13 protein-coding genes are annotated in these 13,129 nt (G+C 51.0%); 7 read left to right on the top strand and 6 right to left on the bottom strand.

Annotated elements, in window-relative coordinates; translation table 11 throughout:
• Positions 1-11: 11 nt before the first annotated feature.
• On the bottom strand, positions 12-416 hold the full coding sequence (locus tag HNR65_RS17055) for a winged helix-turn-helix domain-containing protein (RefSeq protein WP_181552743.1): 405 nt from the start codon (positions 414-416) through the stop codon (positions 12-14).
• Between the two features lie 95 nt (positions 417-511).
• On the bottom strand, positions 512-1,810 hold the full coding sequence (locus HNR65_RS17050) for an MFS transporter (protein ID WP_220128433.1): 1,299 nt from the start codon (positions 1,808-1,810) through the stop codon (positions 512-514).
• 248 nt (positions 1,811-2,058) lie between these two features.
• Between HNR65_RS17050 and tsoX the strand changes: the two genes are divergently transcribed.
• Positions 2,059-2,313, top strand: a complete 255-nt coding sequence (gene tsoX / locus HNR65_RS17045; RefSeq protein ID WP_337661153.1) for an HSGNPxU motif (seleno)protein TsoX — start codon at positions 2,059-2,061, stop codon at positions 2,311-2,313.
• 8 nt (positions 2,314-2,321) lie between these two features.
• Here tsoX and HNR65_RS17040 read toward each other — a convergent pair whose 3' ends face one another.
• Together HNR65_RS17040 and HNR65_RS17035 are read right to left on the bottom strand one after the other, a co-directional pair.
• Positions 2,322-2,903, bottom strand: a complete 582-nt coding sequence (locus HNR65_RS17040) for a TetR/AcrR family transcriptional regulator (protein ID WP_181552741.1) — start codon at positions 2,901-2,903, stop codon at positions 2,322-2,324.
• A gap of 15 nt (positions 2,904-2,918) precedes the next feature.
• Positions 2,919-3,353 carry a DUF4395 domain-containing protein gene (locus HNR65_RS17035; RefSeq protein ID WP_181552740.1) on the bottom strand — a complete coding sequence of 145 codons (435 nt, stop codon included), beginning with the start codon at positions 3,351-3,353 and terminating at the stop codon, positions 2,919-2,921.
• Positions 3,354-3,807: 454 nt separating this feature from the next.
• On the opposite strand from HNR65_RS17035, the gene HNR65_RS17030 reads away from it, so the two are divergent.
• The gene (locus HNR65_RS17030; RefSeq protein WP_181552739.1) at positions 3,808-4,101 is read left to right on the top strand and encodes an MTH1187 family thiamine-binding protein; all 294 of its coding nucleotides are present in this window, start codon (positions 3,808-3,810) and stop codon (positions 4,099-4,101) included.
• Between the two features lie 119 nt (positions 4,102-4,220).
• Here HNR65_RS17030 and HNR65_RS17025 read toward each other — a convergent pair whose 3' ends face one another.
• Both HNR65_RS17025 and nhaC read right to left on the bottom strand, forming a co-directional pair.
• Positions 4,221-4,532 carry a hypothetical protein gene (locus tag HNR65_RS17025; protein ID WP_181552738.1) on the bottom strand — a complete coding sequence of 104 codons (312 nt, stop codon included), beginning with the start codon at positions 4,530-4,532 and terminating at the stop codon, positions 4,221-4,223.
• Between the two features lie 225 nt (positions 4,533-4,757).
• On the bottom strand, positions 4,758-6,332 hold the full coding sequence (gene nhaC, locus HNR65_RS17020) for a Na+/H+ antiporter NhaC (protein ID WP_181552737.1): 1,575 nt from the start codon (positions 6,330-6,332) through the stop codon (positions 4,758-4,760).
• Between the two features lie 445 nt (positions 6,333-6,777).
• Here nhaC and HNR65_RS17015 point away from each other — a divergent pair, with 445 nt between their 5' ends.
• The 5 genes from HNR65_RS17015 (at position 6,778) to HNR65_RS16995 (ending at position 13,073) form a co-directional block, all read left to right on the top strand.
• Positions 6,778-7,623, top strand: a complete 846-nt coding sequence (locus tag HNR65_RS17015) for an SDR family NAD(P)-dependent oxidoreductase (RefSeq protein ID WP_181552736.1) — start codon at positions 6,778-6,780, stop codon at positions 7,621-7,623.
• Positions 7,624-7,626: 3 nt separating this feature from the next.
• Complete coding sequence (locus tag HNR65_RS17010; RefSeq protein ID WP_181552735.1) at positions 7,627-8,085, top strand: hypothetical protein; 459 nt, start codon at positions 7,627-7,629, stop codon at positions 8,083-8,085.
• Positions 8,086-8,163: 78 nt separating this feature from the next.
• Complete coding sequence (locus tag HNR65_RS17005; protein ID WP_181552734.1) at positions 8,164-9,396, top strand: cation:proton antiporter; 1,233 nt, start codon at positions 8,164-8,166, stop codon at positions 9,394-9,396.
• A gap of 172 nt (positions 9,397-9,568) precedes the next feature.
• A complete protein-coding gene (locus HNR65_RS17000; RefSeq protein ID WP_181552733.1) occupies positions 9,569-11,500 on the top strand; it encodes a diguanylate cyclase in 1,932 nt (643 codons plus the stop codon).
• Positions 11,501-11,783: 283 nt separating this feature from the next.
• Entirely contained in the window at positions 11,784-13,073 is a 1,290-nt protein-coding gene (locus tag HNR65_RS16995) for a PAS domain S-box protein (protein ID WP_181552732.1), read from the top strand.
• The last annotated feature ends 56 nt before the right edge of the window (positions 13,074-13,129 follow it).

Genomic DNA, 13,129 nt, shown 5'->3' with positions numbered 1-13,129 from the left:
GCAGACTGCATTTATTCCGGTTCTGATTCCGGAGGACTCGCGCCTGCGATTTTGATATTCAATATGTTTTCAAGCTGCTTAAACTGGTCGTCGGTCTCGTGTTCAATATCCTGCTGCAGTCGTGTAAAGGCATGGACGAGCTCTTCGGCCAGCGGGGTCAGGCAGGAGCCCCCTCCGGCGGCCCCTCCGATTCGTTTTTCCAGCAGCTGGGCGCCCAGGCGCTCTTCGGTGGCATGGATCCTTGCCCATACCGCCCTGTAGCCCATTTTCAGCTCCTTGGCCGCGGCATGGATAGAGCCGGTTTTTTCAATGGCTTTTAAAATGCGCAGCCTTCCGGAGGCAAACACCACTTTTCCGTCTGCATCCTCAAGCCATATCTTCGAACGGCTGTATAGTTGTTTTGATGGTATTGCCATTTCATTGCTCTTTTGATTTTCAGATTATATCCAGATATTTTTCAGGATTACGCAATCATTGCAGAAAATACAAGTTTATTGATTCCCCTAAGGTTTCAGGCCTGCTGCCGGCACCAGGTCTCCTGTGTGAAAAACAGAAGCACAAGAGAAATCGCCACCCATGCCAGCATCAGGCTGAAGCCTTTTTGATAGGCGGCCAGGGAATATATTTTCACCCCTTCTGACATGCCGCCCTGCCAGCATTTGTCCAGCACCCAGCCCACAGCGGGCTGCAGCAGCATGGGGCCGGCCATCACGCCCATGTTGATCACTCCCGATACCGTGCCGGCAAGCCGCAGGGGAACCGATTCTTTGACAAAGGCAAAACTGACCACCATACATCCCGAGCAGAACCCGGTTGCCAGCAGAATGGCAATCAGGGCATAAACCGGCATGCCGGGCAAAAAAAACAGAATCGCCCATCCGGCCAGGCACAGGCTGCATCCGATGAGATAAAGCCGTTTTCTCCGGCCAAGCCGGTCTGACATCCAGCCAAACACCGGTCCGCCAACAGCCCATGCCACCAGCAGGGCTGAGGTCAGCATTGAAGCATCAGCGGTTGATATGCGGTAATGGGTGGCAAGGTAGGGCACGCCCCAAAGCCCGGTAAATGTAAGGGTTGCGCCCACGATGCCGGCGGGGATAAAAAAAAGCAGGACGGTGTTGCGGGCGGCAAACACTTCGGCCACGTCTTTTCTGATGTTTCTTGACGCAGTGTTTCCGCCGGGACCCTGCTGCGGGGCAGCCGGGTTGGCGTAGCCTTTGCTTCGGGGATCATCCCGGACAAATAACCAGATCATGGCGCCAATGGCGACTGTGCCCCCGGCAATGCCAAGCATAATGCTTTGCCAGGAGTAGATGTTGATTAACATGCGCAGCGGCGGGCCGGCGGATACCGCCCCGATGATGCCGAAAAAAAGCGTCATTCCGGTAACAGCGGCAAAAAGCCGGGGAGCAAACCAGTTGGCTGCCAGCTTGAGCAGGCCCACAAATGCCACGGCCACGGATCCGCCGATCAGCAGTCGGCCCAGACCGGCCCATAAAAACCCCGGAGCGGCTGCAAACAGGACCGTACCCAGGCTTGCGATCAGAGCGCCCGCGGCAAGCAGCCGCCGGGGCCCCAGGGTGTCTGCCAGGATGCCCGTGGGAATCTGCATGGCCACGTAACTGTAGAAATAAAATGCCGAAAGCTGGCCCAGGGCGGCCGCGCTGATGTCAAAATCCCGCATGAGCTCATTTGTCATCACGGCCGGGGCGACCCGGTGGAAAAATGCCATCAGGTAAAACAGCGCAGCCATGGCCCATATGAGCCATGACAGGCGAAGCGGCGGCGGGCGAAGAGATGCGTTGTTCACTGTGTTTGACTCCCTGGTGTTTTCTGGTCTCAAATCCCGGCAGCAGGAGAAAGCCGGGATCGGCCCCTTCCGTGTTTACCCATATTCCCGGCTCAATTCCGCAAAGTCAAGAAGCAAATCTGCCCGCGGATTGTTAGACGAAATTGAACAATAACGAACCAAGGCAGCAGCAGGTCGTTGACATGAGTAATATAAAACAATATGAATATATTTCTGCCAACACGGGCAAATGAAAGGAGACTTTTGCAATGGCTGAACTGATCGTGTTTCACAGCGGAAACTCCAGGTGACTCTCCTGTAAAAAGGCTGTAGGTATAGCCAAAGAAATGCAGGAGAAATTTGGCGACAAACTGGAAACCAGGATTCACACCCTGGATTCTGAAGAGGCAAAGCAGTATACGTTTAAAAGTCCCACTCATGTTTTATTTGAAAATGAATGGGTACCCCTTAAAGTGGCCCTGGACAAAACCAAAATGGAGGCCTTTTTGAATGAAAGGCTTTAAGACAGGTTTTAGGGCAGGGCAACGCAGCGCCAGGCGCACTGCCAGGTTTCGGCCGCGTAACCGGGCAGGGGGCTTTCAAAGACACCATCCAGGCGAAGGTGAATGAGGCGGATGGCCCCGCCAAAGAGGGCGGCTGAGGCGATGACGGGATTCAGTTTCCGGATCTCGCCCTGGTCCATGGCCTGGCCGACCATTTGCTGTACCCCTTCAAAGGGTTTTGATGAGCAGATGGATTTTTCACCTGGCATGAACTCCCGGTGCCTGGCGTATAGAATATAATGCATGGCCGCAGGCGCGGTTTCGGCCATGGCAAAAAGGTGGTCCACAAACGCCCGGCCCCTTTGGTAAAGCCCTGCGTTTTCCTCCATGATCCGGAAGACCGCGTCTGTCATCCGGCCCGCCAGGTCGTGGTAAAGAGCCCGGGCAACGCCCTGTTTGTTTCCGAAATGGTGATAAATTGATCCGATGCTCACGTCTGCGGCGCGCTGGATGTCATGCACAGAGGTGTTGAAATAGCCGCTGTTGTAAAACAGCACCAGTGCAGTGTCCAGGACCTGCCGCTGCCTGTCTTTGGTGGTCAGGGTCTTCACAAGGCTGCAATCCGTCTATTTGACAAAGTCGGGCATGAATGGATAAAGCCGGCAGGCCACGCAAAAACCCGCGGCAGCTTCCAGAAACGCAAAAAGCGCCAGAATTGTCGCAAAGATATAGCTTGCTGCCGGAATCCCAAGCCAATACAGCAGGCCGATCACAAAGGTAAAGACAAACCCGGTTTTTGCAGCAAAGATTTTGGGGCCGGCATTTGTCATTGTTGGTTCTGCATTGAGCATCCGGAGTATGCGCCGGCTTAGCAGGCTGAAAAAACTATAGCCCGGCTTTAAAAATGCCCGGATGAAAAGATCCGCGCCAAGGATCAGGATAACGGCCTTAAAAGGGGTTAACACAAATACCAGCATGCACAGCACTGTGAGTGCGGCATTGACCCTTGCCACTTTTTCATTGATCGTCTCAAAAGAGATGGGACATGCTTGAGCCATCATGACCTTCCTTCATAAATGATTTTTCTGTCATTAGAACGAATATTCATTCTAATGGCAAAAAAGCTTTCTGTCAAGGATGATGTGATTTTTGCCACCATGTTTGACGGTTTAGTAAAATGCTTTTTACCGCGTCCGCTGTTTGTCAGGAAGAAAGCCCTGCGGCCGGGGTCAGTTTTTTCGCTCCTGAGCGTTTACGGAGGTTTCCGTAAACGCTCAATGTCGCTTACAAAGCGACCCCGCCCTTGGACTTCCTTGGAAGTTTTCAGATGGCGCCGTAAAAGTTCAAGATCAAGGCATGCGTGATTGCCGAAGAATGCAGCGTACTTATCCGTACGTGAAATTCTGAGGAATCGCGCATAACGCAGATATTGGATTTTTACGGTGCCATCATGTTTCTTGCATGAAAATTCGGTTAAAGTTACCTTGGTGGAAAATCAATCAACAGGAGGATTTTATGAGTGTTATTGTGGAATTGTCGATTTTTCCCATGGGCAAGGGTGTCAGTGTCAGCCCCTATGTCGCCCGGGCCGTCAAAATCATTCAGGGCAGCGGTTTGCCTTATGAATCAAACCCCATGGGCACCTGCATCGAAGGCCAGTGGCCGGAGGTGGTCAAGGTTGTGGATCAATGCTTTAAAGATTTGCAAAATGACTGCGACCGCATTTATCTGACCATAAAGGCCGACTACCGCAAAGACCGCTCCAATGGCCTTTCCGGAAAAATGGCATCGGTTGAGTCGCAGTTGTAAATGGATGGGGGAAGCGCCTTTTCCATAAGGCTCAGGCAGCGGGGCGCTTGCAATGAAAAACCCACACCCGAAGCATGAAACCGGGCGTGGGTCCGGGAATAGAACTTCTGGTCAAGCCGTTAGCCGGGAACCGACATCGGTGATGCTTTCCCGATATAATCAAGGGTTTCTTCGTACTTGGAGCGCACGTCCACATGGGCATTCTCAATTTCTTTTTTTTGCGGGCTCCAGTCAGACGGACATTCTGTGCGAAGTGATTCGATTTTGTCCTCAAGGTCCTGGATGATAATCTTCATTTCTCCGAAATATTCCCAGACCTTGCCCTTTTGTTCAGTGCTCATTTTGTCTGTCCTGGCGATTACGTCAAATAGCTTGGCCTTCCATGCGGTCAGTTCTGCTGCCATTGAATTGCAATAATCTTTTGGATCCATGAGTACCCCTCCATTTTTTTGTCGTTTATTCAGCATTTTGCCGTTTCAATCGATAATATAAACATGGCGCAGGCGTGCTGCCATTAAATATTGAAAATTTCCACAGTGATGCTGAACGGAGAGGTTGCCGAAAAATAGCGCCCCATTGAAAGCCATGGCTCTCAACGGGGCGCTATTGCGGTCTGTCTGTTTTAAGCCACACAAAGGCTGGCCTGGTCTTGCCGGCTAGTTGCCGGAGGCGGCTGCGTAGGCATAGCTGGGCTTTTTACGCGCCTTGATCTTTTTTCGTTTTTTGTCCAGCTCTTTTTCAAAGTTTTTGGCGTCAAACTCGCTGCCGGGTATCATTTGGCCGCCGATCATAATGTATTCTTCATCTTCAACCCATTGCACCTGTTCTTCCTGGGTGGCCGCGGGCATAAACTTGTTAAACGCCGCGTAGATGATGCCGATGATCGGGGAAAGCCAGCAGGCAAAAGCAAACGGTGCGTAAGCCAGGGTTTCTATGCCCAGGGCGCCTGTGGCAAAGGCGCCGCCTGCGCTCCAGGGAACCAGGGGGTTCATCAGGGTTCCGCCTTCTTCCAGGGAGCGGGAGAGGTTTAGTGCAGACAGGTTTTTGCCCCGGTAAGCAGGGCCGAACATGCGCCCGGGCAGGGCAATGGACAAATAGGGATCGCCGGTGATGATGTTGGTGCCAAATGCGCTTAATGTGCTTGACGTCACCAGGCCGAAACGGCTCTTCACAAACCCGACAATGCTGTGCAGGATCACTTCCAGGCAGCGGGTGCGCTCCAGAATCCCCCCAAAACCCAGGGCAATAATCAACAGGGAAATCACCCACATCATGGATTGAATCCCGCCCTTGCTCAGCAGGGCATCCACTGTCTCCACTCCTGTACTGCTTTGAAAGCCGCTTTGCATCACGGCAAAGATTTCCTTGACACTTGCGCCCTGGCCAATGACGGCCACCAGTCCGCCGGCCACAACACCCACAAAAAGAACCGGAATGGCCGGGAATTGCAGGATCGCCAGGGTGATGACCAAAACAGCCGGCAGCAGCAGCAGGGGGTGCAGCGTGAAGGTATCAGCCAGGGTGCCGGTGATCTGAGTGATATTTTCCGCGACCATGGGCTCTCCGGCAAACCGCAGTCCCAGAAGTATGTAAATCACGCCGGCAATCAGCATGGCCGGCACTGCTGTGGGCATCATGTTTTTGATATGTTTAAAAAGATTGGTTCCGGTAACAGCCGGGGCCAGATTGGTTGTATCGGAAAGCGGAGACATTTTGTCGCCGAAAAAAGCACCGGAAACAATGGCGCCGCCGGTAAGGGGCATGGGCACGCCAAGCCCCTGGCCGATGCCCACCAGGGCAATGCCCACTGTTCCCATTGTACCCCAGGAAGTGCCCAGGGAAACAGAAACAATGGCACAGATGATCATGGCCGCCAGCAGAAAAAAAGTGGGGTTGATCACCTGCAGCCCGTAGTAAATCATGACCGGCACTGTCCCGCTGAGCATCCAGGTGCCGATAATCATGCCCACGATCGTGAGAATGGCAATGGATTGCAGTCCCAGATAAACAACGTGGAAAAGGCCTTCCTCCATATTTTTCCATTTATATCCCTGTGACCAGGCCAGAAGCGCAACAATGGCAATACCAATGGCCAGCGGCACATGGGGAATAAATGCATCAAAGACAAGCAGTTGTACAGCCATCAAGCCCAATGTCAGGGCAACCGGCAGAATTGCCATAAACAGACTGGGTTTAGGAAAATCTTTGTTTTCTTCTGCATCTTTGTTCATTTTTATCTCTCCTTTTTTATTAGAAATTTCTTATATATTGAATGAAATTCATTGGCAATCGGGAATTGATGCTTTATCCGACTGTTGAAAGCCAAAAAACTTTTTCATTTTCAAGGGTTTATTTCATCAGTATTTTGAATTGGTAGGTATAAATAATATTATAATATTAGATAGTTGTTTTTAAAGGATATGTACATATCTCAATTTAATCTGTTTGTAAAGGCCTAATTTTAATTTGACTGATTTTTTAATTTTTATTGAAAATATTGAAAAAACAATTAGATAAAAATGAAAAATAACTTTTTAATTGCTTTTGCTAAAAAAATATAAATATAGCAAATTAAATTTCGTAAATTGCCCCGCGGCACCCTGCCCGCGGCCCGGATCATCCTGCCTTGTTGACATTTTCAGGCCCTCCTCGTATTTTTACCACAGGAGGTGCTTTATGACGCAGGGGGTTGGGAGCAAGACGATACTCATTACCGGGGCAACAGACGGTCTGGGAAAGAAAGCCGCGCTGGATCTGGCTTGCCAAAAGGCCCGCGTGATCCTTCACGGCCGCAGCCGGGAGAAAGGCAAAACCGTGGTCGAAGAGATCCGGGACACTTCGGGCAATCCGGAGATCAGTTACTACACCGCGGATTTTTCAAGCCTGGATGAAGTCCGCACACTTGCCGGGCAGATCCGGGCCGATCAGAAACGTCTGGATGTGCTGATCAACAACGCCGGTATCGGTCCGGGTGAGGCCAAATCACGCCGGCAGGAAAGCAGGGACGGCCATGAGCTGCGCTTTGCCGTCAACTATCTGGCGACCTTTCTGCTGACCCACCGGCTTCTGCCCCTGCTGCGGGAATCGGTGCCTTCGCGCATCGTGAACGTGGCCTCGGCCGGCCAGCAAGCCATTGACTTTGACGATGTGATGCTCGAAAATGGATATGACGGCTTAAGGGCGTACCGGCAAAGCAAGCTTGCCATGATCCTTTTTACCTTTGATCTTGCCGAACAGTTAAAGGACAGCGCAATTTCGGTCAACTGCCTGCATCCGGCAACCCTGATGCCCACCAATATGGTATTGGAGACCGATTACTTCAGCGGCTCCATGGACGCGGTGGACCAAGGGGCGGAGGCGGTGCAGTATCTGGCCGCATCCCCGGAACTCGAAGGCGTGACCGGTGCGTATTTCAACGGAAAAATGCGGGCCGAACCCATGGCCCAGGCCTATGACACACAGGCGCGGCAGAAGCTCCGGGAACTGAGCCGTGAGCTGACCCGGCCCGATGATGCGGCGTAATTGATGAAAACAAACATCGAAAAATACAAACCAGCCGTGCCCGGAAAAGTCCTGGTTCTGATGGCCGGGACGGCCTGGGTATGCGTGGGGCTCATGCTGTTGTCTTCAGCCGGGATGTGGCTTTATGCCGCTTCGCCCGAGACGTCCCCCTATGCGTTTGCCGCTGTCGGCATTGCACTGGCATTGCTGGTTCACCACTTTGGATTTTTGCGCATCGTGGATGGCAACCTGAGAAGAATCCTTCCGGCAGGCGGGAAAAAGTGCCTGTTTTCCTTTGTCCCCTGGAAAAGTTACCTGATCATTGTCTTCATGGTAATTCTGGGTCTGCTGCTTCGCTATTCAGCCATTCCCAGGCCCTATCTGGCGGTCTGCTACATTGCAATCGGCCTGGCGCTGGTGCTCTCAAGTATCCGGTATATGCGGGTGTTTTTCAGGGAAATCAGAAACGCGCGATCCGTCTGATGTTTTCCGGCCCGCCCGTCAATCGGGGGTTTTTTAGGGACTTTGCAGTTTTAAAGCATTCTTAGCCGGAGGAAACCAATGGAGAGTGCGCTGGTCGTGGGCCTGATCATCATGGTCGGTTTGGCAATGGGCGAGACAGCCCGGTTGGCAAGACTGCCAAAGATTACGGGATATATTGTGGCCGGCATTGTGTTAAATCCCCGCCTGACCGGCTGGATTCCAGTGGATTTTGTGCATCATACCGGCGGTATCACGGATATCGCTCTGGCATTTATCACCTTTTCCGTGGGCGGCACCCTAGTGATCTCCAGGTTAAAGCGGCTGGGGAAGGAGATCATTTCCATTGCCCTGTTCGAAGCGGAGTTGGCATTTTTTGCCGTGATATTCGGAGTTTTTGCAGTTGCCTATTTGCTGGGATTTACCTTTTCCGGACATGAATACGCCATATTGCTGCCATTATGCATACTTTTGGGAGCCACAGCATCGCCCACAGATCCCACCGCTGCTTTGGCCGTAGCTCATGAATACAGGGCCAAAGGTGATGTGAGCGCAAGCATTATGGGGATTGCCGCTCTTGATGATGCCCTTGGTATTATCAACTACAGCATTGCCATTGCGGCAGCAGGTATTTTCATGGGTGACAGCCTTTCTGTAAGATCGGCCGTGATTGCGCCTTTCCTGTCTGTGGCAGGCGGAATCATGCTCGGGGCAATTTTTGGCTGGCTATTAAAAAGCGGTGTTGTCCTGTTTCGGCGCGAAACCGAAAGCGCAATGATCGTGCTGGTTTTCGGCATGCTCGCGACATGCTTTGGAGTGGCCGGCATGCTGGGTTTGGACGAATTGCTGGCCACAATGGCCATGGGTGTGGTGGTGGCCAATTTTTGCAGATACCAGGAACAGATTTTTCATATGCTTGAGCGCTACACTGAAGAACTGATTTTTGTGCTGTTTTTTACCATCAGCGCCATGCATCTGAATTTCGCCGCCTTTTCAGCAGGGGTTGCCGGCTTTGTGGTTTTATTTGTCATTTTCAGGGCAGCCGGGAAATTTGCCGGTACAATTGTGGGGGCAGCCATTTCCGGTGCGCCCCAAAAAGTCCGGCGTTACACGGCCTTTGGGCTGCTTCCGCAAGGGGGCATCGTCATCGGACTGGCACTGATGATCCGCGGCAAACCCGAGTTTGCCCCACTGGCAGATAGCTTCATCGGAATCGTTATCGGTGCCGCCGTGCTCCATGAGCTGATCGGACCGGTCATGGCCAAACTGGCTCTGAGTCGTTCCGGGGAACTTGGTGCCCAAGACCGTCGTTAACGTCCTGCTTATCTTGGATTTCCAGACAATAATGGCCAACAAATCTTTGGCCGGGCAATCAAACAGTCCCATAAGTCATTCCCGCTACATGCTGTCGATACCTGAGCATCCGTGATGGCAAAATGCTATTTTCTATTGAGCAGTTACAGAATGCATCAAACCTGGAGCATGTATGGTTTTTAAAAAACATCTGAGCATAACAAAAGAAGTCTTATACTCAGGACTTGTTTTTGCAGGAATCGCCCTGATTGTTTTCGGGGCGCTCTTTTTTGCCAGTTTTGGCATAACCAGTATTGAAAGAGCCAAAGACTCCATCCGGGAAACAAATACCAAGGCCAGCCTTATAACCTCCGGAATATTCAAGGAAGTTTCCAACATCGTTGAAATACTGGCCGGCGTTCCCGAGATTGCAGCGTTGACCGCCGCAGACGGGTCGGGTGCGGACACCGCTTTACGGATTTATAAACAGGCCTCCGCAACCAATGAGGATATTGGATATATTTACTCCGGCCATCCGGATGGAAGTCTCTTGATTTATGACTACATTCCTCCGGACGGGTATAACGCCACAGAAAGGCCGTGGTATACCCGTGCCCTGGAAGAAAAACCCGGCCAGTCCTTTGGCCTTCCCTACCGGGATGCCAAAACCCATGAATGGCTTATCTCCCAATCCAAGGCCCTGGTTGACGCACAAGGTAAGGTCAATGGTGTTCTGGCCATTGATGTTTTCCTGGATCGGACCAATGCCTTGCTGGAAAAAGAAAAGGAATATCGGTCCCAGCAAAGCTTCGTTCTTGACCAGGAAGGCAAAGCGATTATTCATCCCGAGAGTGATATGATTGGCCATGCCATAACCCATATAGATGAAAGACTTGCCGGGAAGCAGGGCTGGTTTTCTTACCAGGGAGAAAACGGAAAAAGGTGGGCATTCTACACTATCGTGGACCAGGTGAACTGGAGTATTGTCACTACTGTAAAGCGCAGTGAAGTGATAAACCCGATTCTGCTGCGAACTTCTGTTTATGCGATTTGCATCGCTCTGTTCGCCATGTCATTGGCAATGCTGCAAAGTTGGTATTTTGGCAAACGCATAGCAGCTCCGCTTATCACATTGGGAAAACGGGTTAAGGAAATCGTGGAAAGCAAACCCAAAACCGGGGTAAGGTATAACAACTCCAATTATGAAATCGCCGCCATTGCCAATAATATAGAAGAACTGACGGAGCGGGCACTGCAGAGAAGAGCCAACGAACTCAAGACCATTATAGAATCTTCAAGGGATGGTATTCTGGTCGTGGATAACAACAGAAGAGTCGTTTATATCAATTCTCGTTTTAAGGAGATGTGGCAGCTCCCTGGTGGTTTTTTTGCCACCTTAGAAGAAGAGCATCGTATTCAATACATTTTGGATCAGGTTCAGTATCCGGAAGCCTTTTACAGCAAGGTAAATGCCTTATATGCTTCGCCCCGGGAAGATTGGGACACAATAATGTTAAAAGACGGCAGGATATTTGAGCTGTTATCATGCCCCATTATCAATGAGGGAAGGCTCAATGGGATTTTATGGACCTTTAGAGATATAACGGATAAGAAGCTTGCCGAAGAACGCCTGCAAAGGATGGCCACTACAGATAGTCTGACCGGGCTTTTTAACCGTCAGCGCTTTGAAACCGAACTCACGCAGGCGCTGGCCCATGCCCGGCGCTATGGCAGGCATACGGCCTTGATTATGTTTGATCTGGACCATTTTAAAGCGATAAACGATAACCATGGCCATAATGTCGGAGACCAGGTGCTGGTGGAACTGTCCAGGCGCAGTGAAGCCAGTCTAAGGGAATCAGACATTTTGGCGCGCTGGGGCGGAGAGGAATTCATCATCATTTTGCCGGAAACAGATGCAGGGGCTGCAGGGGAGGTGGCCGAAAGGCTGCGCCGGCACATTGAGGCCGAACCTTTTTTCCATGTGGGCAAGGTTACAATCAGCCTGGGGGCAACCGGTATCCTTTCTGCGGATACAAAGGATTCCCTGCTCAAACGCCTCGATGATGCTCTTTACGAGTCCAAGCGCCTCGGACGCAACAGAGTGGCAATGAATTTTTCATAGTGGCATTATGCACTTATTGAATTATAAAAACGTCCGAAAAGAAATTTGATGGCGCCGTAAAAAGTCCAATATCTGCGTTACACGCAATTTCTTAGAATTTCACGTACAGCTAACTACGCTGCATTCTTCGAAATTGCGCAAACCTTGATCTTGAACTGTTTACGTCACCATCTGAAATCAGACTTTTTACGGTGCCATCAAATTTATGCCATTATAAAAAGGGGGTGACTGGCCAGCAAGCGCCAAGAGTCTCTGGCTTTCCTGTATTGAGGTGGGAGAAAATATGAGAAACACAGATGATAACAAAGACAGGCCCGGTTGTGGATCCAGCACGACCCCATTTTTCGACCCAAAACAGCTCCGCGAGCAAACCGAACAAAAGGCCAAAGCCATCCATCTTCCCAATCCGGACGCCATGACCCGTGAAGAAATCCAGCAGCGGTTTTATGAGTTGCATGTACAGCGGATTGAAGTTGAAATGCAAAACCAGCAGTTGCAAAGCCGGCTTGAAGAAAGGGATGAGATCGATGCGCTATTTGGTATTGTCACCGGAAATATGCTGGATATGGTCGCGCTCACGGATATGGAAGGCAACTTTACTTTTGCCGGAAAATCCCATGAGATCCTGGGATACGAGCCCGGGTGCCTGATCGGGAAAAATGTGATGGATTTTGTGCATCCCGAAGACCTCCCGCACATACGGGAGGAATTCGGTGAATTTGTTTCATCGCGTCACCCCCGGACAGTTGAATATAGAAACCGGTGCAGAGATGGCACTTACTTGTGGCTGGAAACAGTGGGCAAAATGCTGGAAGATAAAGAGGGCCACCCCCAGAAAATTGTTTTCAGTTCAAGAAATGTAACCGGGCGCAAGCTGGCGGAAGATGCGCTGCGCTTCAGTGAACAGCGCTTCCAGAAAATGCTTTCTCTTATTCCGGACATGATCTCCATCAATGACCGGAATATGAATATTGTGTACAGCAACTGGAACGGTCTTGGGGCTGTTTCCGATGAAAAGCGGATTTTGCAAACCAAGTGCTACAAAACTTACAGGGGATTTGATGATATATGCCCTGAATGTCAGGCCAAAACGGTCCTGGAGACCCGGGAGTCATTCCAAAAGGAAGTAGAGCTTTTTAAGGGCCGGTGGTTTGATGTGCGTGTCATTCCCCTGTTGGATGAAAGCGGCGCTGCGGCGCTTTTTGTGGAATGGGTCAGGGACATAACAAACCGGAAACAGGCGGAGCAGGATCTGCGAAAGCGGGAGAGCCTGCTGCAGAGAATTTTTGATATTCTGCCGATCGGACTCTGGTTTGCGGACAAAAATGGCAGACTGCTGCGGGGCAATCCTGCAGGAGTGGCCATATGGGGCACCGAGCCCCTGGTTGATCCATCTGAATACGGGGTTTTCAAGGCCCGGAGATATCCTTCCGGAGAAGAAATAACGCCGGACACCTGGGCCCTGGCCCGCACCGTTTGTAACGGATCTACCATTTCGGACGAATTGCTGGAAATAGAGGCTTTTGACGGGAGAAAAAAGATTCATCCGGGAAATGCCGGGATGGATTCGTGAATAAAATATAATCGGAGCTTGAAGTACCAATTATCCCTGAATCCATATGCCTGACG

The organism is Desulfosalsimonas propionicica, from assembly GCF_013761005.1.
Taxonomy (GTDB): Bacteria; Desulfobacterota; Desulfobacteria; order Desulfobacterales; family Desulfosalsimonadaceae; genus Desulfosalsimonas; species Desulfosalsimonas propionicica.
Note: the sequence above shows the minus strand (reverse complement) of the source record. Positions and strands in the feature narration are given on the sequence as shown.